The organism is Pseudomonas fluorescens NCIMB 11764, assembly GCF_000293885.2.
GTDB lineage: Bacteria > Pseudomonadota > Gammaproteobacteria > Pseudomonadales > Pseudomonadaceae > Aquipseudomonas > Aquipseudomonas fluorescens_B.
This window is the reverse complement of sequence record NZ_CP010945.1, coordinates 6,241,629-6,263,429: the sequence shown is the minus strand read 5'-3', so window position 1 is coordinate 6,263,429 and position 21,801 is coordinate 6,241,629. Positions and strand designations below refer to the sequence as shown.

At 57.7% G+C, this 21,801-nt stretch carries 15 protein-coding genes and 4 tRNA genes; 11 read left to right on the top strand and 8 right to left on the bottom strand.

The genetic code is table 11. From position 1 onward, the window contains the following. Position 1: 1 nt before the first annotated feature. Positions 2-4,591 carry a hypothetical protein gene (locus B723_RS28430; protein ID WP_017340051.1) on the bottom strand — a complete coding sequence of 1,530 codons (4,590 nt, stop codon included), beginning with the start codon at positions 4,589-4,591 and terminating at the stop codon, positions 2-4. Between the two features lie 345 nt (positions 4,592-4,936). Here B723_RS28430 and B723_RS28425 point away from each other — a divergent pair, with 345 nt between their 5' ends. Together B723_RS28425 and B723_RS28420 are read left to right on the top strand one after the other, a co-directional pair. Continuing rightward, positions 4,937-7,396 carry an EAL domain-containing protein gene (locus B723_RS28425; RefSeq protein ID WP_017340050.1) on the top strand — a complete coding sequence of 820 codons (2,460 nt, stop codon included), beginning with the start codon at positions 4,937-4,939 and terminating at the stop codon, positions 7,394-7,396. Between the two features lie 78 nt (positions 7,397-7,474). Next, positions 7,475-8,239 carry a TenA family transcriptional regulator gene (locus tag B723_RS28420; protein ID WP_416740002.1) on the top strand — a complete coding sequence of 255 codons (765 nt, stop codon included), beginning with the start codon at positions 7,475-7,477 and terminating at the stop codon, positions 8,237-8,239. 77 nt (positions 8,240-8,316) lie between these two features. Here B723_RS28420 and sugE read toward each other — a convergent pair whose 3' ends face one another. The 3 genes from sugE to rdgC all read right to left on the bottom strand — a co-directional run bounded on the left by sugE (position 8,317) and on the right by rdgC (position 10,792). Continuing rightward, entirely contained in the window at positions 8,317-8,631 is a 315-nt protein-coding gene (sugE, locus tag B723_RS28415) for a quaternary ammonium compound efflux SMR transporter SugE (protein ID WP_017340048.1), read from the bottom strand. A gap of 119 nt (positions 8,632-8,750) precedes the next feature. Next, positions 8,751-9,716, bottom strand: coding sequence for a bile acid:sodium symporter family protein (locus B723_RS28410; RefSeq protein WP_017340047.1), 966 nt, complete (start codon positions 9,714-9,716; stop codon positions 8,751-8,753). A gap of 155 nt (positions 9,717-9,871) precedes the next feature. Then, on the bottom strand, positions 9,872-10,792 hold the full coding sequence (rdgC, locus tag B723_RS28405; protein ID WP_017340046.1) for a recombination-associated protein RdgC: 921 nt from the start codon (positions 10,790-10,792) through the stop codon (positions 9,872-9,874). A gap of 160 nt (positions 10,793-10,952) precedes the next feature. Between rdgC and B723_RS28400 the strand changes: the two genes are divergently transcribed. The 4 genes from B723_RS28400 (at position 10,953) to B723_RS28385 (ending at position 11,484) form a co-directional block, all read left to right on the top strand. Further along, positions 10,953-11,028 (top strand) — tRNA-Val (locus B723_RS28400). 19 nt (positions 11,029-11,047) lie between these two features. Then, positions 11,048-11,124, top strand: a tRNA-Asp gene (locus tag B723_RS28395). A gap of 188 nt (positions 11,125-11,312) precedes the next feature. Then, a tRNA-Val gene (locus B723_RS28390) sits at positions 11,313-11,388 on the top strand. Positions 11,389-11,407: 19 nt separating this feature from the next. Next, a tRNA-Asp gene (locus B723_RS28385) sits at positions 11,408-11,484 on the top strand. Positions 11,485-11,619: 135 nt separating this feature from the next. On the opposite strand, the gene B723_RS28380 is transcribed toward B723_RS28385, so the two are convergent. Further along, on the bottom strand, positions 11,620-12,756 hold the full coding sequence (locus B723_RS28380; protein WP_031318580.1) for a catalase family protein: 1,137 nt from the start codon (positions 12,754-12,756) through the stop codon (positions 11,620-11,622). A 29-nt stretch (positions 12,757-12,785) separates the two neighbouring features. Further along, positions 12,786-14,603 carry a di-heme-cytochrome C peroxidase gene (locus B723_RS28375; protein WP_017337364.1) on the bottom strand — a complete coding sequence of 606 codons (1,818 nt, stop codon included), beginning with the start codon at positions 14,601-14,603 and terminating at the stop codon, positions 12,786-12,788. A 260-nt stretch (positions 14,604-14,863) separates the two neighbouring features. Here B723_RS28375 and B723_RS28370 point away from each other — a divergent pair, with 260 nt between their 5' ends. The 5 genes from B723_RS28370 (at position 14,864) to B723_RS28350 (ending at position 17,551) form a co-directional block, all read left to right on the top strand. Next, positions 14,864-15,580 carry an FKBP-type peptidyl-prolyl cis-trans isomerase gene (locus B723_RS28370; RefSeq protein WP_017337365.1) on the top strand — a complete coding sequence of 239 codons (717 nt, stop codon included), beginning with the start codon at positions 14,864-14,866 and terminating at the stop codon, positions 15,578-15,580. A gap of 293 nt (positions 15,581-15,873) precedes the next feature. After that, complete coding sequence (locus B723_RS28365) at positions 15,874-16,329, top strand: YkvA family protein (protein WP_017337366.1); 456 nt, start codon at positions 15,874-15,876, stop codon at positions 16,327-16,329. 113 nt (positions 16,330-16,442) lie between these two features. Further along, positions 16,443-16,784: a helix-turn-helix domain-containing protein gene (locus B723_RS28360; protein WP_017337367.1), complete on the top strand. Its 342-nt coding sequence runs from the start codon at positions 16,443-16,445 to the stop codon at positions 16,782-16,784. After that, on the top strand, positions 16,781-17,152 hold the full coding sequence (locus B723_RS28355; RefSeq protein WP_003223109.1) for a hypothetical protein: 372 nt from the start codon (positions 16,781-16,783) through the stop codon (positions 17,150-17,152). The genes B723_RS28360 and B723_RS28355 overlap by 4 nt, the downstream gene beginning before the upstream one ends. After that, positions 17,153-17,551, top strand: a complete 399-nt coding sequence (locus tag B723_RS28350) for a hypothetical protein (protein WP_017337368.1) — start codon at positions 17,153-17,155, stop codon at positions 17,549-17,551. 142 nt (positions 17,552-17,693) lie between these two features. On the opposite strand, the gene B723_RS28345 is transcribed toward B723_RS28350, so the two are convergent. Further along, positions 17,694-19,484 carry a bifunctional diguanylate cyclase/phosphodiesterase gene (locus tag B723_RS28345; RefSeq protein WP_017337369.1) on the bottom strand — a complete coding sequence of 597 codons (1,791 nt, stop codon included), beginning with the start codon at positions 19,482-19,484 and terminating at the stop codon, positions 17,694-17,696. Between the two features lie 146 nt (positions 19,485-19,630). Beyond that, entirely contained in the window at positions 19,631-21,712 is a 2,082-nt protein-coding gene (locus B723_RS28340) for a carboxy terminal-processing peptidase (RefSeq protein ID WP_162491070.1), read from the bottom strand. Positions 21,713-21,801 lie beyond the last annotated feature (89 nt).

Below are 21,801 nucleotides of genomic sequence, written 5' to 3'. Positions count from 1 at the left end.
ATCAGTGCCACAGCACGTTCAGCGCATTTTCACCGCCGTCGAAACCGAATTCCTTGATAACAACCGAACAGGATTCGCAGGGTGGCATGGTCGTGGCGACGTTAACCGTTTCGATCGATCCGGGATCGGGGTACTTTTCGCGAATCACGCTGATCAGCTTGCTTTCACTGTCCAGTGAGGTGGGTTTGTGAGTCAGTATCGGGGTATAGCTTTCAATATCTTTTATTGTCGCCGGCACCGCGAGTAATTTGCCTTCATCCGATACTCGGAGTGATGTGCTGGGAAAAACTTCGTTCATATCAACATTGAAGTAGGTCGCTGCACCCACCTTGACCTGAGAGGCGCCAAGATTACTTCTGAACAAAGGCAGATATCCCGTCGTCCCCTGTGCTCCCGAAACGCTTACATAAACTTCCCGCGTCCCGGTGGCGGTGACGACTTCGGCATAAGCGATGTTTCTGGGTCTGAACGAGCGCTGGTGACGAGGGATAAGCTTGTGAAGCTTTTTCATCGTGCCGTCGATCCTCAATGCGTTGTCGGCATTTTTCAGCACGATGCTCGGCTCAAGGAACAATGTATCGAAAATTTCCACTGTTCTTTGACGCAGGGCTTCTGATGCGACCTTGCTGCGCGACCAGCTTGTTGCACCTTTGGGCAGCTGGGTGACGATCATTCGCGTCGAGTGATCGAACAGGACCGCCTCGCCTGGGCTGGTATCGACCTTGATCAATCTGAGCGTATCGGGTGGATTGGCATGGCCGCCTATGGGTATGGCGATCTCTTCCATCGTTTTTAGCGCGCGCTCAACCCGATCCACACCATAAATATTCGCTATGTTGTTGGCATTCAACGAGCCGGTGTACACCACCATCAACTCGCGCCGCAGTTCGGCGGACAAGGTTGACGCCTGCTTGAAGACCAATGCCTCACGCAGGTTTTGCCCTTTCGCCAGCTCGGCAACGTAAAAATCCCCTGCATCGAGACGTGTGAAAACATACTGTTTCGATCCGTCGACCGAGTCGGCGATGACGGCTCCGGAGTGGAAGGTATCGGTCACACCCTTTTCAGTGAGGTTGACTTTGACCCGTCCGTACATGCCTTTGCGGAATTCCATCGTCGCGTCGAGTGTTGTGTGAGTGGCCAACGAAACCCTTGTCAGGGGCGCGTCGGCAGCGCCCGGTGTGTAAATGCTGTCGCCGAACCAGGTGGCCCAGCCTCTGGTTTCATCGAACGTGCCCTCCGCGGGTATCGGGGCCGGGTCTCGCATGACATAACGGGTTGTGCACACGTCTCCCGGGGCGCGTCGCGGTCGGCAAGGGATCGATTTCAGCCAATCGCTCGGGTCAATCAAGTCAGCACGATACAGCGTGTCGCCTTTCAGTCGATACGGTACGTCATCGATGAACAGCGTGGTTCGGCCGTCCACTTCAAGTACTTCGCGTACGTGGCGAGTGTTGGCTAGCTCCACAACCGATTGCTGATTGCCGCTTTCCAGGGGGCTGTAGTGCGATTGTCCTGGCGAGAAATCACTGGCGCGGGTGTTTAACGAAGGGCCGTAGGGCTTTGAGGACAATGGATCGACCAAGCGCATGTCCGTCTTGCCAGAGGCGCCGATGTTGCGTATTGGCACATCGTGCAGGCCTTTAATGCTGGCTAACTGATCAACCCGCGTTGCAGGCATCCAGCGTCCGGCGTCGCTCAACTGAGGCAAGCTGCGCACGTACTCGTAGTAGCGGATTTTTCCCGCAAGTTGGTTGAATCTGAACGTGACGCCTTTGTAAGTGTACTGCGCCGTTTTTCCCAAACCTTTGAGCAGCGCGGGAACAATCTCAAGCGGGTTCAACGCTCGTAGCGTCGATACCAACAGCGTTTTTGTCAGCGTGGTGAATGAAGGAAGCGTTGCTCGAGTGGCCAGCTGGCCCGCGTTGCTGATCAGTCTTATCGATCCCGTGGCGAATTTGCCAATGGGGATCACAAACGAAATCACGTCGAAAAACAGGCCGACTATTCCCAACGCGATGCGGTTCTTATCGTCTGACATCAAGTCTTCGACTGGCCCCCAGAACGGCACAAACATCTTTGCGATCATCAATATCTTTCTGCGTTGAGCGTCTTCCCGTTCAAACTTGGTCTGACCCTTCGCAAACGTGCGCAACGCTTGCGGGTCAACGAACAGGAGTTCGGTGGCTATATGTCGGCTGATTGCCGCTGAGCGGCTGGAAGACAGGGTCAACGGGGCGCGTTGATGATTCTCGGTGACCTCGGAAACTGCGCTGAGCGCCGGTGGCAGTTGATCGATTATGGCCTCGCAGAAGGCCGATGCCTTAGGCTGGGTGCCGTTTGAGTGCGCGTCCCAGTCGAAGGGTAAATGCCTGTCGCGGATGACATCCATATAGGCACCACTGGAGGTGGTTGCCATTGCCCCGATCCGGGGAGTCAACAACGTCGCATCAAAGTTTTCGAGACGACGTATCACACCGGCTTTTGGGAGAAGCTCGTAAAAAGTGGTCGCGCCAACCGCGGCTTCGTCCCCGATGGGTTCTTTTATTTGGGTCGCTTGCAGTATCACGCCGTTGCGCGCTCTGAGCGGCAAGGTTATTTCGGGCGTCTCGTCCTTGGCGGCGACTTTCCTGGTTTCCTTGCGCAGGCTGTAAATCTTCACTTCGCCCACCTCCAGGGCCAGGCGGTCGGCATATGGAAGTGAGGTTAACAGCGTTCTAATCAATGTTTGATAGGCCGCCGTGATTGTTTCCAGATGCTGCTTGAAGGCTTCGTCAAACAGCGCAGGAACATCGGGAATTTTGCTCCACGGTGACAGAACTGGCCGAAGGCGGTTTTCCCAGTTGCGACCGGGAACCGGCCACGGCCCCTCGGTTTTTACATACCGGTCCCCGTCCATCCTGATCCATTGTTTGCTTAAGGTCACGCCGTCGGCCTTAGTCACAAACCAACGTTGCCGATCGTCGAACATGCCGGACGCCAACACATCGGCGAACGAGTAATATTTGTATTCCTTGCCCCTGAGTGGCGGTGGGTCGCGAAAGCCGATCGAAGCCAACTCGTCATACCTGGCCAGTTTGCGTCCATCGGTAGTGAAGGCTTCGTTTCCGAACAGCGTTTGTATTTCAGCCTTGGCAATGGACAGGCGTTTGGGTGGCTCCTCATTGATGCGCAGAACCGCTTGATTGACCTCTTTCGAGTGTTTTTCCAGTTCGGAGCAGGCTCGTTCGATGTCGGCTTGCGTGTAGTCCTTGAGGGGCTTTTGCGCAATGAAACCGAGGGTGGTGGCCCAATCCAGCGTGGGAGGCAGCCTCGTGAGACTGATGAGATTCAATTCTTCCGTCGTTGCCACTTCGGTCCGGTGCATGGGCACGTTGACCAACTGCTGGAAGCTCAGCCTGTCCAGTAATTCAGGTGAGACGGCGTTTACGAAATTGACTCCATTGACGAAGTTGACCCAGACGGCCGAACTCCGATATGCAAGATCTTCCGGAATATCCCTGACGCGAAACTCGATCGGAAACCGGGGTAAAAAAAGTTGGGCCATGACGATTGTTTCTTTTACCGTGGCTGCCAATTTTGCAGTGCGCAAATGGGTTTCAAATTCGTTGCGGATAGCCTTGTATCCCTTTCCCCAATTGGCGCGGGACTGCAGGTCATAACCGGCGATCAAAGCGGGGTTGTCCTGGGTCTGTGCAGAAAGCCAATACTGCAGCGCGTTGGCGACCAGTCTGGTCCGGATGAATGGAGAGGTCTGCTCGTCCGCTTCTCCGCCGTACCACTTCATTGTGCTCAGTAAGATGTCGGCCAGCTTTTCAGCCTCAGGGCTTCGCAGGATTTTTTCCAGATAAACAGTCGGTGTCGCGCGGACTTGCCCGATCGTTTCCGAGGAAAGAATGCTTTTGGCTAAATAGTGCAGTAGTAACGGTTCGTTCTCAGGAAGAAACAGATTAACTGCGTCAATTATTTCGGCGCGAACCTGATCGTTATGGAGTAGTTGCACATCGAGTGGAGTGTCAGGAGACGCTTGCTGGAGAAGCTGAAATTTTTCCCGATCCTGTACCGTGAGCGGGCGCTTTAGATCGAGCGCGTCGAAATCGTATTCCAGCCTCAAGCGGTGGATGGCGATTTTTTCTTCAAGGGCTGCGATAGCAGCGGGATGTTCCTGCGGATGTAGCCGCCTCCACGGGGTAAGCCCGTAAAACTGGCATATCCTCTCCATAGTGATATAGCGGTTAGAGTGTATCGCTCCTCCCAGTAACGTCGCGGCCCGTTCGATCCGGACCTTCAGCGCCTGCCATTTTGAAAACTCCGTCAATGCCAAAGAAACTCGGTTGCCATCGGTATCCCAGGCTTGATAGATAAAGTTGCCATCATTGAAGCTAGCATAAAGATCAGAGTGCTGAAGCTTGAGCTTTATACACATAGCTATGTAGTCGTTATCGCGCAGTAATTGCCACAACGCGTTGTACCCGTCCTCGCTCACTCTATGTAGCGGTGAAAAACGCCGAATCGGTATTGAGTTGTGCAGATTGACGTCACGCATCGCCGTCAGCATGAGTTCGTAATCTTCTAACTGGCCTTTATGCATTTGAGCATGTGAGGGTGAGGAGGGATGTGTCGCGCTTGGAGTGGCTGTTGGCATTAGTGGGCTTTCTCTTGATTATTAGTGGGGCGGTGCATCGCTCGACAGCGATGTAGACGTGGTCCGATTTCAAGAGAAAATGAGCAAGAGGGAGCGGTACATAGTTATGTGATGGCGTTTTTTTTCGGGGAACTGGTGCGCGTGGTGTGTCTGCATCTCACTGAAAACAGTTATTTACTGACAGTTGCCCATAGAAAGGGCTGCCCGCTTGCCGGGATCGAAAACGCACCCTAGTCTAGCTGTAGCGATCACGTTGGATGATGATCGGGCAGTGCTAAAACAAGGGACCTCATGAATCGAACGCGGACTCTCGGAACGCCCCGGTTGTTGGGCATTGTCTGGCCATTTATCGCCGTCGTGCTGTTTCAGGCCTTGCTGGGCGGCGTCAGCCTTTATGTACTTTCGGCGGTGCGCGGCTACGTCGCTGGCGAAAGCCTCTGGTCCAAGGGCCAGAAAGACGCCATCTATTACCTGAACCTCTACGCGGACAGCCGCGACGAGAGGATATTCCTCAAATACCAGAACTCCATCGCCGTGCCTCAGGGCGGCCACGAGTTGCGTCTGGCGCTGGACCATCAGCCTCCGGACATTGAAGCGGCACGCCAGGGGGTTCTCAAGGGTGGGAACCACCCGGACGACGTGTCCAGCGTGATCTGGCTGTACCTCAATTTCCGGCACTTCAGTTACCACGAGAAAGCCATTGACCTCTGGAGGGTAGGCGACGCGTATCTGGTGCAACTCGATGACATTGCGCGGGAAATGCATCAGCGCATCACTACCGGACGGGCCACCGATGCCGATATCAAGCGCTGGAAAGATCAGATATTCGTCATCAACGAAAGTGTGACACCGGCGGCGAAGGCCTTCAGCGATGCCTTGGGTGAAGGCTCGCGGATGATCCTGCGGCTGTTGCTGGTGACCAACCTTGCTACGGCGCTGGGCTTGATTGTCCTGGCCCTGATGCGCACGCACAAACTGCTAAAGCAGCGCCATGCCTTCGCCGACGCGCTGCAGCTGGAAAAAGAACGCGCGCAGATCACTCTGCAATCGATTGGCGATGGCGTGATCACCACCAATGTCGACGGCGCAATTGCCTACATGAACCCGGCCGCCGAAGCGTTGACGCACTGGAAGGCCGAGCAGGCGACAGGGTTGCCCTTGGCAGCGCTGTTCAATCTGCTGGACGAAAACGCCCAGGCCGACGGCTTTACGCTGATCGAACACATCCTGAGCGGCCAGCTCAGCGGCGGCAGCGAACACTCCAAACTGATTCAACGCCTGGATGGCAGCACAGTGTCGGTCACGCTGGTTGGCGCGCCGATCCGTAATGCCGGCAAGGTCAGCGGAACCGTGCTGGTCTTGCACGACATGACCCAGGAGCGGCAGTACATTGCCAATCTGTCCTGGCAGGCGACCCATGATGCCCTGACCGGTCTCGCCAACCGCCGCGAATTCGAGTATCGGCTGGAGCAGGTGCTGCATAACCTGACGCGGCAGGTGGGGCGCCATGCCCTGATGTTCCTCGACCTGGATCAGTTCAAACTGGTCAACGACACCTGCGGCCACGCGGCGGGAGACGAGTTGTTGCGGCATATCTGCGCGTTGCTGCAATCGGGGCTGCGCGAAGGCGATACCCTGGCCCGCCTGGGCGGCGACGAGTTTGGCATCCTGCTGGAGAGTTGTGCGCCGGAAGCCGCAGAGAAAATCGCCGAGGGCCTGCGCCAGACCGTGCAGAACCTGCACTTCGTCTGGAAAGGCCGGCCGTTCGTGACCACCGTGAGCATCGGGCTGGTGCATATCAATCAGCACCCGACCACCCTCGAAACGTCGCTGCGCGCCGCCGACATGGCCTGCTACATGGCCAAGGAAAAGGGCCGCAACCGGGTCCAGGTCTATCACGCCGATGACTCTGAACTGTCCCTGCGCTTTGGCGAAATGGCCTGGGTGCAGCGCTTGCACATGGCGCTGGAAGAGAACCGCTTTTGTCTGTATGCCCAGGAAATCGCCACATTGGGTCATGTCGAACAGGGTGGCGGTCATATCGAAATCCTGTTGCGCCTGCATGATGAAGCCGGGCGCATGATATTGCCCGACAGCTTTATTCCGGCGGCGGAACGTTATGGCCTGATGACTTCGCTTGATCGTTGGGTTGTGCAGAATGTTTTCAAGATCATTGCCCAATGTATAGCGGAGAAACATAAAGGGCCGTTGGCGATGTGTGCGATTAATCTGTCAGGCACAACTATCGGAGATGAGGCATTCCTGGACTTCCTGCGTCAACAGTTCATTACTTACTCCATACCGCCTGAAATGATTTGTTTTGAAATTACTGAAACCAGCGCTATTTCCAATCTTGGAAGTGCAATTAGATTTATTAATGAACTCAAAGGCTTAGGTTGTCTCTTTTCGTTGGACGACTTTTGCGCCGGTATGTCCTCATTCGCCTACTTGAAACATTTGCCTGTAGACTTCCTGAAGATCGACGGGAGTTTCGTAAAGGATATGCTGGACGACCCGATTAACCGCGCCATGGTCGAAGTGATCAATCACATCGGGCATGTCATGGGTAAGCGTACGATTGCCGAGTTTGTTGAAACACCCCAGATCGAGCAGGCATTGCTTGAGATCGGGGTGGATTACGCTCAAGGGTATGTGATTGAGCGCCCGCATCTGTTTACCTGCGATAGTTTGCAAAGTCGTCCTGCCAGGCGACAGCCGTTGTTATTCAAGGCGCCTGGCACGTTCCGTTGAAATCTCTTGCTGATCCTTACAATCACAATCAAAAGGAACCCGACAGTGATCGACACATTCAACAGAACCGGCCCCCTCATGGAAGCTGCAAGTTACCCCGCCTGGGCTCAGCAACTGATCCAGGATTGCAGCGAGAGTAAACGCCGGGTTGTCGAACACGAACTGTACAGGCGCATGCGAGACAATAAACTCAGCGCCAAAACCATGCGTCACTACCTGATTGGTGGTTGGCCGGTGGTCGAACAGTTCGCGTTATATATGGCCCAGAACCTGACCAAGACCCGTTTTGCCCGCCACCCCGGCGAGGATATGGCGCGCCGCTGGTTGATGCGCAACATCCGTGTGGAATTGAACCACGCCGATTACTGGGTGCACTGGAGCCGCGCTCACGGTGTCAGCCTGGAAGATCTGCAGGCGCAACAGGTTGCCCCGGAACTTCATGCCTTGAGCCACTGGTGCTGGCACACCAGTTCGGCAGATTCGCTGATCGTTGCCATTGCTGCCACCAACTACGCCATTGAAGGCGCGACAGGTGAGTGGTCGGCGCTGGTCTGCTCCAGTGGTGTCTATGCGGCAGCGTTCCCCGAGGAAGATCGCAAGCGGGCCATGAAGTGGCTGAAGATGCATGCCCAGTACGACGACGCCCATCCATGGGAGGCGCTGGAAATCATCTGCACGCTGGCAGGATTGAATCCGAGCAAGTCCTTGCAGGCTGAGTTGCGTCAGGCGGTGTGCAAAAGCTACGACTACATGTTCCTGTTCCTGGAACGCTGCATGCAGCTTGAACCTGTGGAGAAGGCTCCGGTCGCGGCGCGTGAGCGCAGGGCGCTGGCTGAAAGCTGATCGGTTTTTCATGTCGGTGAAAAAGCCCGCTCCCCCGGCACTACCGGGGGAGCGGGCTTTGTATGAGCCGGCAATGGCTAGGTGCTGACTTTCAATCCAATCAACCCGGCAATGATCAACGCCACACTGGCGAGCCGGAACAGCGCCATGGACTCACCAAACAGAATGATCCCGGCGATGACCGTGCCGACCGCACCCACGCCGGTCCAGATCGCATAGGCGGTGCCCAGCGGCAGTTCCTTCATGGCAAGGCCGAGCAGGCCAAGGCTGATGGCCATGGCGGCAACGGTCAATGCGGTGGGAAGAGGGCGGCTGAAACCATCGGTGTATTTCAGGCCGACAGCCCAGCCTACTTCGAACAGTCCGGCGAAAAACAGAATGACCCAGGACATGAGAGACCTCCATCGATTGACGGGGTCGTCCCCAGATTAATGACTCGATCGAGCCGCGAGGTCGTCCTCGCGTTGCGCAATATAGTGCCCATCATTAAACCGGGGATCAAGCTGGTCGCTTATTCGGTTGCTTGTCGAGCTGCTGTCTCTCGATCTTCTTTCTCGCTCATCCGGCGGAAATACGTCGAGAGCAGTGCTCCGGAAATGTTGTGCCACACACTGAACAACGCACTCGGCACCGCCGCCAGCGGTGAGAAATGCGCGCTGGCCAGCGCGGCGCCCAAACCGGAGTTCTGCATGCCGACCTCCAGTGCCAGGGATTTGCGCTGGGCCAAGGGCAGCTTGAACAGACGCCCGGTGAAGTACCCGAGCAAGTAACCAAAGCTGTTGTGCAGCATGACCACGGCCATGATCAGCAGGCCGGACTCTGCGATTTTCGCCTGGCTGGCAGCGACGACAGCGGTGACGATGATCACGATGCTGACCACGGAAACCAGCGGCAACACTTCCACCGCGTGGCGAACCCGAGCGCCGAGCAGGCGCTGAGCGACCACGCCGAGCACGATGGGCAACAACACCACTTGCAGGATCGACCAGAACAGCTCCATGAACGACACCGGCAACCAGGCCGAAGCCAGCAGCCAGATCAATGCAGGGGTCAGCAGCGGAGCGAGGAGGGTGGTCACGGCGGCGATGGCAACCGACAATGCCAGATCTCCACGCGCCAGCCAGGTCATCACGTTCGACGAGGTGCCGCTCGGGCAGCAGCCGACGAGAATCACGCCAACGGCGATTTCCGGCGGCAAGTGGAAAACCTGGCAGAGCAACCATGCCACACCGGGCATGATCACGAAATGTGCAACGACGCCCAGGGCCACACGCCACGGATGGCGGGCGACTTCAGCGAAGTCTTCGAGTTTGAGGGTCAGGCCCATGCCGAACATCACCAGCCCCAGCAACGGGACGATGGCGCCTTTCAGGCCGATGAACCACGTCGGTTGCAAGAAGGCCACGACGGCGAAAATCAGAACCCAGTAAGCGAAGGTGTTGCCGACAAAACGACTCAATGCAGCCAGTGCACGCATGGCCTGATCCTTATTGTAAGAAAGCGTTAGGGAGCTAAGCATACGCCGCTGGCAAAAAAAGATCGCAGCCTGCGGCAGCGCCTACAGGGAAACGCATTCCCATGTAGGCGCTGCCGCAGGCTGCGATCTTTTACAGGCGCCGCCGATTTGTATAATCAGATGCCTTGAGGTGTCTCTTCCCCACCCAACGCCTCAACCAGCGCCGGCAGGAAATCACCAAAGGTCAGCATCATCAAGGTGAAGCTGGCATCCAGTTGGCCGAGGGCTTCTTCGCCGCCGTCCTGTTCCGCCTGATCCTGCAGCAGATCCTCGAACTTCAGGCGCTTGACCACCATCTTGTCGTCGAGGACGAAAGACAGTTTGTCTTGCCACGCCAGCGACAGCTGGGTGACCACTTTGCCAGTGCTCAAGTGCAACTGGATTTCTTCGCTGGTCAGGTCCTGACGCTTGCAGCGCACGATGCCGCCGTCTTCGTGGGTGTCGCGCAGTTCGCATTCGTCCAGCACGAAGAAATCGTCCGCGGCTTTCTGGGTTGTGACCCATTCAGTCATGGTGGCGGTCGGGGACATTTTCACGGTCAGTGGACGCACCGGCAGTGTGCCAATGACTTCGCGCAGGGTGGACAGCAGGTCCTCGGCGCGTTTCGGGCTGGCCGAGTTGACCAGAATCAGACCTTGTTTCGGTGCGATGGCTGCGAAGGTCGACGAACGGCGGATAAAGGCGCGAGGCAGGAAGGCCTGGATGATTTCATCCTTGATCTGGTCGCGTTCCTTTTTGTAGACCTTGCGCATTTGTTCGGCTTCGATCTCTTCGACCTTTTCCTTCACGGCGTCGCGCACGACGCTGCCCGGCAGGATGCGCTCTTCTTTACGCGCGGAGATCAGCAGGAAGTCGCCGCTGACGTGCACCAGAGGTGCATCTTCGCCCTTGCCAAATGGCGCGACGAAACCGTAGGTGGTCAACTCCTGGCTTGCACAAGGACGCGCCAGTTTGGTGGCCAGTGCAGTTTCCAACGCCTCGGCATCAAAAGGCAGATCTTGGGTCAGGCGATAGATAAGCAGGTTTTTGAACCACATGGGGCGAGTCTCTCCTTTATACAAAGTGGGGCATTATTCTCTTCGTGGCGCCATAGGCCAACCCTTCTCTAAGCCTTTGGAAGGCCTGAAAAAATTATTTAAAAAAGTGCTTGCCAGAGGTGAGGTCGCTCCGTAGAATGCGCGCCACACCGAAAGTGAAGGGTGATTAGCTCAGCTGGGAGAGCGTCTGCCTTACAAGCAGAATGTCGGCGGTTCGATCCCGTCATCACCCACCATTCGCTTCAAGTGTTACGCGCAGCGGTAGTTCAGTCGGTTAGAATACCGGCCTGTCACGCCGGGGGTCGCGGGTTCGAGTCCCGTCCGCTGCGCCATATTCGGTAACCTGGAACGCTGAACGCCAGGTCACCACGGAAAAGCCCGCTAACGCGGGTTTTTTTCTGCCTGAAGTTCCTGCAGGATGCGTCGTTTCACCGGTTTTCAGATTTTTTTGAGTTATTTATCAATTAAATCAACACGTTATGAAAATCTGTGGCACAATGCGCCCCGCAACGAAGGTAAAGGGTGATTAGCTCAGCTGGGAGAGCGTCTGCCTTACAAGCAGAATGTCGGCGGTTCGATCCCGTCATCACCCACCACTTACTTTCAACGCTACGCGCAGCGGTAGTTCAGTCGGTTAGAATACCGGCCTGTCACGCCGGGGGTCGCGGGTTCGAGTCCCGTCCGCTGCGCCATATTCGGTAATCTGGAACGCTGAACGCCAGGTCACCACGGAAAGCCCGCTCAATGCGGGCTTTTTGCTGTCTGGAGTTTGGCTTTGCTGGCTTCCATTGAAAAAGCGACCCGCGGGTCGCTTTTTTCGTTTCTGCTTACTGCTCGGCGTTTCGACTGTGCCGGTAGTCGCTGACCGCTTCGTACACGGCTTTGCGCAGCCGGTTGATACCGCCAATCGGACGATGAGCCTCCAGGCCGAACCATGGATTGAATGACAGGTTGTCGCATTGCAGATTTTGCGCCGGGGTGTCGAAGTCCTGAGGGGGCAGGGTGATCCGGGCCACGGTTTCGAACGGCGCATCCTGCTCGCGCCACTCGATGCTGGTGTCTTCGATCGGCATGAACCTGTTCGCATCCTGGCGCTGGATCTGCAAGACAAAACACGCCGGCACCCGGTCCGTGGACAACTGTTGAGTCAGGGCGCTGCGCAGGAAGTTCGGCAGATCCTGGTTCTGCTTGGGCAAGGTGTAGGCCGGGCAGTTGTCCGAATCCGGCATCACCCGGAACTTGGCGTTGGCCTCGCCGAATTTATACGGCGATACCGAAAAATAAGTGGTGCGTGTCGGGCTTTCCGGCGGCGGGGACAGTGTCGCCAGGGCGATGAACAAATGACGGACCTGCCAGGTGCGCGGATCCCAGCCAGGAAAAAACGCCATGATCTTTTTTCCGTCAGCCTGAGCCGCGACATTCTGACGGTACTCGGCGACATCGCTGACAAAGAAGTTCGGATGGCTGAACATCACAAAGTCCTGCTCGTGTTGCCCTTGGCGATCGCCCAGCAGTGGCTTGCCCGGCACATCCAACAATTTGATCGCCATGCCCCGGGCATCCCGAATGCTGTCGAACTGCGGATAAGCGTTGCCGTTGGACAGGCGCATGGTCGCCTGCCAGCGCTTGCCCGGTTCGCTGAAGACGCCGCGGCGCAGGTCCTGCGCCAGTTCCGGCAACACCTGTACCTCGGCTTTCACGCAGCCATGGGCCTTGGCGTGGGCGTCGCGCAGGTAGCGGGTGCTTTCACGGTGCTGGTCGACAATGCGCACGGCAGTCTGAATCACATCCCGGGTCATGGCGGCTTCGCCCTCCGGAATCTGCTCCAGTGCCGAGACCGGGCCGCGGTGCTGCCAGGCATACCAGGCAGTGACCAGCGCCCATCCGAGCAGGCCGACGCACAGCAGAATCAGCAGGGTTTTGCCGAGCAGGCGGCCCAGCCACAACCAGAATCGGGCGAGCATCGGCAAATCCTTTTTGAAGGTGGTCATGATCATGGCAGTTGCGCCTCCAGCGGGCCGCCCAACACTTTCAGGTACTCCAACAGCGCCCAGCGCTCCTCGGGTTGCAACAACCGGCCGATCACTCCGTTGCCACGCTCACCGGCGCGGAATTCGTGGCCACTGTTGTGGTTGCCGGTCAAGCGCGTGTCGAAGAGGAATGCGTTGGTGAAGGCTTCGGTGCGATAGCCCAGGTGTCGCGGGTCGTAGTCGAACGTGCCTTTGTAGAAAGTGGTCGCGCGTTCATCCTGGGGCGATAGCAGTTGGTAAATGCTCGGCACCGAACCGTTATGCAGAAACGGCGCCGTCGCCCACACGCCCGCCAGTGGCCGCGCCTTGTAGGCCACTTTTTCTCGAACGCCGATCGGCAGGCCGAAACCGTCGAGCTTGGTTTTCTCCTCCGCTGTGACCTTGGCCTCACGGTAAGCGCGGTTTTCTACGAACGCAGTGACGTAGGCCAGGCCCTTGGCCACTGACAGCTGGCTCAGATCCAGCGGTTCCTTGGGTTCGGGGTGCAACTTGACGTCCATTTGCGCAAGCTCCGCCGGGTCCCATTGCAGAGCCGTCAGATCGAAACGGTGGTTGGCGATGTTGTTCGCGGCAGTCGGATCGGTGCCGATGACGTCGACGGGCAGCATGTGCAAATGCTGTACCCAGCGTTCGCCTTCCTGGGTCGCCCGCGGAACGTGGCAACCGGCGCAGTTCTCTGCAAACAGCGCACGCCCCTTGGCCGCCAGCGGTTTGTCGATGGCACCCAGCAGGGCTTCCGGCCAGGCCGGCGGCTTGAGTCGCTGCAGGGTTTCTTCGATCTGGTGTAAATCGCGCACCCGGACGCTGGACGGGTAGCGATTGTCGCCCTTGAGGGGCTGCCCGTTGCTGTCGAAGAAGTTCAGCGTGGCGCCTACCCCCAGGGCCTCACCGATATTGCGCGCCATAGGCTGCTGTGCCGAGCCGTTCCACTGGACCCAGTCAAAGGTCCACATGTCCCACAGTTGTGGATAGTCGACCGGCGCGTTGGCTACCCGATAGTTGGTGGGTGATATCGCGTCACCGAAACTGGCGTTGGCAATGCGTCCGAACGCGTCGGTACGGCCAGGGCCTTCCTCGGTCGGGTAGAGCCCGCGGTGGGTGTCGTTCCAGGCGACTTTCAGGAAGGTGTCGAGAGAGGTCTTGAAGTCTTTACGCAGTTGTTGATGCCGGGCGTCGTAGTCCTGGCCCAGCACGTTGCGAGCGAAACGTTCGAATTTCCATGGGTTGTAGTATGTCGAAGCGAGACTGGCGACCAGTGCCTGTCCGAAACTGCCACCGCGCAGTGTCGGAACGCTGGAAGGCAAGACATGCTGTGCCGAACCACCATCGATGCGGATAGCCTGGCCGTTGAAACGCAACTCGCCGGTGTGGCAGGCGGCACAGGTAATGTCCAGAAACTGATCCGGGCTGCCTGGGTTTTGATGACGGGCAAAGCCCACGGGCAGGTTGCCGGGGTTATTGGGCGTGGCTTTCTGCGCGGGATCGACCAGAAAACCGAAGCGTGCGAGGTATTCCGGAGCGGCAAAGCGCTGTTGCGAAAAAGGCAGTTCGAGCGCGTTGAACCAGTCGTAGCGCAAGCCTTTGACTTGGGTGCCTTGAGGCGTGAAGTAGTAGGTCTGGCGGTCCGTCGCGCTCCACTGCTCGAGATAATGCACCTGCTGCGCAGGCGTCCAGGTCGGCAATTTCGGGTTGGCGACGTAATACAGAATCACGGCCAGGCACACGCCCAGCAACAGAACGATCAGAACCAGCAAGCGATAAAAGAGGTGCAAGATAAACATCCTTGTCGATTTGTCGCTCTCTTATGCCTCAGCTACAGGCGTGCGGCAAGTGGCCATTACGTCAGATGTTGTGGGACTGCTCAGTTGTGTCTGTGAGGCGAAGATGACAGAGGCTTCATCATCTGATTCCGGAAATGCGTTAAAACACCTGAACTTATCAGAAGTTTCCTGCTCTCATGCCGGTAGCCATTGGTCGTGGCCGCCTGATAAGCTCGCGGCTTTACTCGATTGCCCTTTAGGCGCATGAACAAGGAAATAGCATGAAACAGCATCGGTTGGCGGCGGCGGTGGCCCTGGTTAGCCTGGTACTTGCGGGTTGTGATTCGCAGACCAGCGTAGAGCTGAAAACCCCGGCGCAAAAAGCTTCCTACGGGATTGGCCTGAACATGGGCAAGAGCCTGGCTCAGGAAGGCATGGATGACCTGGACTCCAAAGCCGTAGCCCAGGGCATCGAAGATGCCGTCGGCAAGAAAGAACAGAAGCTGAAGGACGAAGAACTCGTCGAAGCCTTCGCCGCGCTGCAAAAGCGCGCTGAAGAGCGCATGGCCAAAATGAGTGAAGAGTCGGCAGCCGCCGGCAAGAAATTCCTCGAAGACAACGCCAAGAAAGCCGGTGTCACCACCACTGCTTCGGGCCTGCAATACGAAGTGATCAAAAAAGCGGATGGCCCACAGCCTAAGCCGACTGACGTGGTGACTGTTCACTACACCGGCACCCTGACCAACGGCACCGTCTTCGACAGCTCCGTCGAGCGCGGCAGTCCGATCGATCTGCCGGTTAGCGGCGTGATTCCGGGTTGGGTCGAAGGCCTGCAACTGATGCACGTTGGCGAGAAGTACAAACTGTACATCCCTAGCGAACTGGCTTACGGCGCCCAAAGCCCAAGCCCGGCGATTCCAGCCAACTCGGTGCTGGTATTCGACCTGGAACTGCTGGCGATCAAGGATCCAGCCAAGCAAGACGACGCCGCGAAGTAATCAGCGTCTGCTCTGACAACAACGCCTCGCTTATGCGGGGCGTTGTTGCATCTGGCGGTTGGTGAGGGTAAACAAAGCGAACGGACGCGGTACGCTGGAGTCATAGCCATTGAGGACGCCAGCGCTAACCGCGTCAGAGCGCCAAGTCAATGAAATCTTGGGTTTTTTTATGTGAGTAAAAAACGCCCGATCTGAGCAAAGCCCTTATGAAACGGGGCTTTCAGCCGTGAAATGCAGGTCTGTTCACAAGGTTATCCACAATTTGTGTGGATAACATTTCAGTGGGAGGAATGATGAAAGCACCCTGGAATTTCGCTCGTTTCCTGCCATTGGCCGGCCGCCTGCTCGCTCGCGGACGATTGCCGACGCTGTTGTTCGCGGTGGCCAGCAAAGGCGCCAGCCAAGGCAACCGATTGGGCAAGCTCAAAGACGACCTGCGCCTGCTGCAGGCGCTGTGCCTGGCGTACTGGCGTGGCGAGTACCGCGCCATCAGCCCGAAAGCGCTGATCTCGGTGGTGGCAGGCCTTATGTACTTCCTGAGCCCGGTGGATGCGATTCCGGATTTCATCCCGGTGTTTGGCATGCTCGATGATATCGCCGTGCTCGCCTGGCTGATGAAAGTCCTCGATGACGAGCTCAATGCTTTCCGCGCATGGCGCAACCGCCAGTTGCCGGAAAAACTCGCGGTGGTCGAGCGACTGCCCGACACCCCGGAGCAACTTCAGCTTCAGGGACCGAAAAAAAACTGAGCCGATTCAGGATCATCCCTATATTCATACCCCCGCGACCTTGGCCGCTGTTAGGATTACACTTCTAGGGAAAAGCGCCGACTCGCTAAGTGTCGTTGTCCTACGGGGAAGTCATGGATATTCAGATAATCACACGCGAAGGCGAGCCCGAATATGCGGTTCTGCCGTGGGCTCAGTATCAGGCTCTACTGAAAGCAGCAGGCATCAATGAACAACCGGCACCTGACGCGCCAGTGCGTCACGCCGCAGCACCAGACCAGATTCTTCCAGGTCTGGATCAACTACGCAGTTTGCGCGAAGGGAAGGGCATCGCCATTGAGGCGCTCGCCCGCACGGTAGGCATCAGCCCGTCTTATCTGGCCTTGATCGAAAGTGGTGAGCGTCAACCCGACGCTGCGATTCGCCGCAGCCTGGCCTGGGAATTGACGGTGCCAGGGTGGAGGGAAGAATCGTGAGCGTACGCATCAGTCGTCAACATTGGGACGGGTTGCTGGGCGAGCTGGATCAGGCGCGCCGCCAGCGCCATTTATTGACCTATCGAGCGCTGCTCGAGCGTTTGCAATTGCCCACGCCGGCAATGCAAACCCTGACCGCCGCCCTTGAACACCTGGCCGCACTGGACGCCAAGGCCGAGCAGCCATTGCGCAGCTCGCTGGTGATCAGTCAGGGCGCCAGTCGCCTGCCGCGCACTGGGTTCTTCGAATGTGTCGAGCGCCTGGGGCGTTTCTCCGGGCCGTCCGATGGTGTTGCTGCCGCCTCGTGGCATGCCTCGGAAGTGGTGCGAGTCTTCGAATACGAATACCCCGAATCGGCGGAAGCCTGAGTGTTTTTAAAGCTCAAGGCGCGAGCCGGTTACTGGTTGGCCCGCAGGTTGTTTCATTGGACATGGTTCGTGCGCCAGCCCCGTGGCTGGCGCTGGCTCGAAGGCCAGTTCGCACGCATGGCCAATCTGGGTGACGTCAGTGCTCAAAGCTTCTATGGCCACATCCTGGCCTTTCGCGGCGTTGGCCTGGGGGCTCGTGAGGAAGGCGTTCGCTTGCTGCGCCTGGCGGCGTTGGCGGGGGATGGCAAGGCGGCGTATCAGGTGGGCGTGATCTGCCTGGCCGGGACGGCGAGCAAGGCGCCGGATCCGGTTGAAGCGGCGCGATTTTGGGAAATGGCCGCGAAGGCCGGGCATCCGTTGGCTGAGATGAAGCTGAAAGAGTTGGCGTCTCGCGGTTAAGGGTGAACCTCTTGATCTGAGTCGGCCGGTCTGACGCCTTCGCGGGCAAGCCACGCTCCCACAGTTCTTGTGTCGATGGTGAATGTTGCGTTCGACACCAAACCCTGTGGGAGCGAGCTTGCCCGCGAAGGCTTACGCCCAGTCATCGCTGCCCCATCAGCACTTCATCCTCTCGCGCAGGCAGCGCCAAACTGTCAATCACATGCACGCTGTACCCCGGCACATTCTTCGCGTGATGCTTGGCCTGCGACGCCATTTCCGCCAACTGGCTCGCATCGAGTTGTCCACAGGCCTGTGGATGTAAATGCACCACGCCGATCGACAGTGACAGCAGCGCAAATTCCTGCCGCACACCCTGGCGGTTCGGGGCGATGAAGCAGCCTGCCTCCAGATGTTCACTGCGGTAGAAGCGCCGGCACTGGCTCTGGAAATCGTCGAGCAACTGGTTCAAGCGTTTACGCCAGTCTTCCGGGCCGAGCACCAGCAGGAAATCATCGCCGCCGATATGGCCGACAAAGTCGCGGGAAGGGTCGACGCGATCATTCAGGCATTGCGCCAGGCACAGCAGGACTTCATCCCCACGACCGTAGCCGTAGATGTCGTTGAAGGGCTTGAAACTGTCAATGTCCACATAGCAGATCACCGATTCCCGTTGCTGTTGCAGCAGGCGCGTCAGGCACTGCTGGATCGGTACGTTGCCCGGTAGCAGGGTCAGCGGATTGGCGTAGCGGGCCTGCTGGATCTTCAGTTCGGTAATCAGCTTCAGTACGTCGATCACCCGACCCAACCCCAGATACCCGCCGTTCAGGGTAATGATGAAGTCTTCTTCAATGCGTTGTCGGGCGCGGCTGGTGATCAGGCGGCTGACCTGTTGCAGCGACTGGCTCATCTCGACGGCGAGAAAGTCATCGTTCATCAAGCGGCTGATGGGCTTGCGGGCGAACAGGTCGGTGGCAAAGGGTTTGAGCAGGGCGTCCGAGAGCGAATGCCTGTGAACGATGCCGCAGGGATGGCCGTGTTCGTCGAGCACCGCCAGCGAGTTCAGGTTGGCCTGGCGACGGAAGGCTTCCAGTACCGTCGCGGTCGGCGTATCCCGCGCGACCGCTGGCTGATCCTTCAAAAGGGCACTGAGGTCACTGCCTTCGTCATTCAGCGCCACGGCGGAGCTGTCCTGCTTGGGCATCAGGCTTCGAGCATCCCGGGGCGGATGTTCCTGGGGCCGACAGAGCAAATAGCCCTGGACCAGATCGACGCCCATATCGGTCAATATGGCCAGTTCCTCAGGCAGTTCGATACCTTCGGCAATCACTTGCGCCCGGGAGGCTTTGGCGATTTGCATGATTGATCCGACAAATTCGCGCTTGAGTGCATCCTGATGAATACCGTCGATGAAGTGCCGATCGATCTTCACATAGTCAGGCCGCAGCTCGGACCACAGGCGCAAGCTCGAATAACCCGCCCCCAAATCATCCAGTGCAATGGAGAAACCCATTGCCCGATAGTGGTGCAGCGCGTTTTGCAGCAGCTGGAAATCATCGATCGGGGTCTGTTCGGTGAGTTCGATAATCACCTGGCTGGGCGGTATGCCGAAATCCTGTAGCAGTTGCAGGGTTCGACCCGGCTGGTGGGCGGCTTCGAGCAGGGATTCCGGCGATACGTTGAGAAACAGTTTGCCGGGCAGTTGCTGTTCATTGAACCGTCGGCAAGCGCTCTCGCGACAGGCAATTTCCAGCTCGTTCAAACGGCCGGCCTGGCGGGCGACGGCGAACAAGGCGACAGGCGAGTGCAACGGGCTGTTGGAGGGGCCGCGGCTGAGGGCTTCGTAGCCGATAATTCGTCGTTCAGAGAGCGAAATGATTGGCTGGAACAGGCTGTGCAAACCGCTTTGAGTCAGTATTGAACTCAACGCACCCAGCTGTTCGGTAGTGGTCATGGCGATCTCTGGCGATAAAAAAAGGACTGGGAGCGCTCTTGGATAAAAAGAGGCTCCCAGTCCTTTATTTCACGACAGAATGATGACTGTTTGATGACGCTACGGGAGCGTCAGCATTAAATTGCCATCATCTTGCTTGTCACCACTCAGTGCTTGGCGACTGCGGTATTGAGTTTCAGGTAGTCCAACAGAATCCGACCCGTCTCGCTCAGGTAGGCATCGTCTTCTGGCTTGGTCTTGTCCGGCTCGGCCGCGAGTGCGTCTTCGTCCTCTTTCTTCAGCTCTTTGAGCGGCTCTTCGCCTTTGGCCTTGCGACGGATATTTTCCATCACCAGCTGCTTGGCTTCGATATCGGTATGTTGTGCACGACGATCGGCTTCATTGAGGCTGACGGTTTTTTCCGCCATCAGTTTCTGCGCCAGGGCGAGTTTGTCGCGGATGAACACGAACTCCGCATCCTTGGCCGTGCGCACGTCATGCTCGGATTTGAGCTGGGTGATGTACGGTTTGAACGGATCGCTCGCCGGCTTGATCGCCGCGCGGATGGTGTCCCACGGCATGGCTTCCGGCAGGGCGCTTTCGCCGATTTCCTTGGTGTCGATGATCGACGGGTAATCGATGTCCGGCAGAACGCCTTGATGCTGCGTGCTCTGACCGGAAACCCGATAGAACTTGGCCAGGGTCAGTTTCAGTTCGCCATGGTTCAGCGGCTGAATGGTCTGCACGGTGCCTTTGCCGAAGGTCTGGCCGCCAATGATCAGCGCGCGGTGGTAGTCCTGCATGGCGCCGGCAAAAATCTCCGAAGCCGAGGCGGACAAGCGGTTGACCAGCAACGCCATCGGGCCTTTGTAGAACGCGCCCGGATTTTCATCTTCCAGCACATCGACCCGGCCGTCGGCGTTACGCACGAGAACGGTCGGACCTTTGTCGATGAACAGGCTGGTCAGCTCGGTGGCTTCCTGCAGGGAACCGCCGCCGTTGTTGCGCAGGTCGATGACCACGCCGTCGACTTTGTCCTTCTGCAGCTCGGTCAGCAGTTTCTTGACGTCGCGCGTGGTGCTCTTGTAGTCAGGATCGCCGGCACGGAAGGCCTTGAAGTCCAGGTAGAAGGCCGGTATCTCGATGACGCCGAGCTTGTAGTCCTTGCCGTCCTGTTTCAGGTTGAGGACCGACTTCTTGACAGCCTGGTCTTCAAGCTTCACCGCTTCGCGGGTGATCGGCACGATCTTGGAGGTCTGGTCGTTCGGCGCATTGCTGGCCGGGATGACTTCCAGTCGCACCACGGTGCCTTTCGGACCACGGATCAGCTTGACCACTTCGTCGAGGCGCCAGCCAACCACGTCGACCATCTCTTTGTTGCCTTGGGCAACGCCGATGATCTTGTCGGCCGGTGCGACCTGCTTGGTCTTGTCGGCCGGGCCCGCAGGCACCAGGCGCACGACTTTCACCTGATCGTTGTCGCTCTGCAACACGGCGCCGATGCCCTCGAGGGACAGGCTCATGTTGATGTCGAAGTTTTCCGCGTTATCCGGCGACAGATAATTGGTGTGCGGGTCGTAGGACATGGCGAAAGTGTTGATGTAGGCCTGGAAGATGTCTTCCGCGCGGGTCTGGTCCAGACGTGCCAATTGGTTCTTGTAGCGCTTGGTCAGGGTTTCCTGGATCTGCTTGGAGTCCTTGCCCGCGATCTTCTGCCGCAAAACCTCGTCCTTGACGCGTTTGCGCCACAGGTCGTCGAGCTCTGCGGTGGACTTGAGCCAAGGAGCGTCCTTGCGGTCGATCAGCAAGGTTTCCTTGGCGGTGAAGTCGATCTTGTCGACGCCCTTGTTCAGCTCTGCAAGGGCAAAGTCCAGACGCGCTTTTACGCGGTCCAGGTAGCGCTTGTAGATGGTGAAACCGGCATTGAGGTCGCCGCTTTTGAGGAAGTCGTCAAACTGGGTTTTCCATTTGTCGAATTCGGCAATGTCGCTGGCCATGAAGTAGCTGCGCGACGGATCCAGCAGCTTGAGGTAGCTGTCGTAGATGATCACGGAGCGTGCGTCATCGAGCGGGGGCTTGCTGTAGTGGTGGCGCTTGAGCAACTCGACGACATTCAGGCTGGCGATCACTTCGTCACGATCAGGCTGAAGCTTGTCCCAACTATTGGCTGCGAACGTATTGCTCGACATCGGCATCAGGCCGATACCAATAAATAGGGCGAGGGCGGTGCTGGGGAACAGATGCTTCATGCTGATTCGACGCGGGGACAATTGATAACGCATATTAGGCCGTCTTTGAAGTCGCCGGTTCCACAAGGGCCGGTCGCATAATGCAAAAA

Excerpts from the sequence above, each read along its gene's own strand:
- B723_RS28430 (WP_017340051.1), bottom strand. The coding sequence starts at position 4,591 with ATGCATAAAGGCCAGTTAGAAGATTACGAACTCATGCTGACGGCGATG.
- B723_RS28425 (WP_017340050.1), top strand. The coding sequence starts at position 4,937 with ATGAATCGAACGCGGACTCTCGGAACGCCCCGGTTGTTGGGCATTGTC.
- B723_RS28420 (WP_416740002.1), top strand. The coding sequence starts at position 7,475 with ATGGAAGCTGCAAGTTACCCCGCCTGGGCTCAGCAACTGATCCAGGAT.
- sugE (WP_017340048.1), bottom strand. The coding sequence starts at position 8,631 with ATGTCCTGGGTCATTCTGTTTTTCGCCGGACTGTTCGAAGTAGGCTGG.
- B723_RS28410 (WP_017340047.1), bottom strand. The coding sequence starts at position 9,716 with ATGCGTGCACTGGCTGCATTGAGTCGTTTTGTCGGCAACACCTTCGCT.
- rdgC (WP_017340046.1), bottom strand. The coding sequence starts at position 10,792 with ATGTGGTTCAAAAACCTGCTTATCTATCGCCTGACCCAAGATCTGCCT.
- B723_RS28380 (WP_031318580.1), bottom strand. The coding sequence starts at position 12,756 with ATGCTCGCCCGATTCTGGTTGTGGCTGGGCCGCCTGCTCGGCAAAACC.
- B723_RS28375 (WP_017337364.1), bottom strand. The coding sequence starts at position 14,603 with ATGTTTATCTTGCACCTCTTTTATCGCTTGCTGGTTCTGATCGTTCTG.
- B723_RS28370 (WP_017337365.1), top strand. The coding sequence starts at position 14,864 with ATGAAACAGCATCGGTTGGCGGCGGCGGTGGCCCTGGTTAGCCTGGTA.
- B723_RS28365 (WP_017337366.1), top strand. The coding sequence starts at position 15,874 with ATGAAAGCACCCTGGAATTTCGCTCGTTTCCTGCCATTGGCCGGCCGC.
- B723_RS28360 (WP_017337367.1), top strand. The coding sequence starts at position 16,443 with ATGGATATTCAGATAATCACACGCGAAGGCGAGCCCGAATATGCGGTT.
- B723_RS28345 (WP_017337369.1), bottom strand. The coding sequence starts at position 19,484 with ATGACCACTACCGAACAGCTGGGTGCGTTGAGTTCAATACTGACTCAA.
- B723_RS28340 (WP_162491070.1), bottom strand. The coding sequence starts at position 21,712 with ATGAAGCATCTGTTCCCCAGCACCGCCCTCGCCCTATTTATTGGTATC.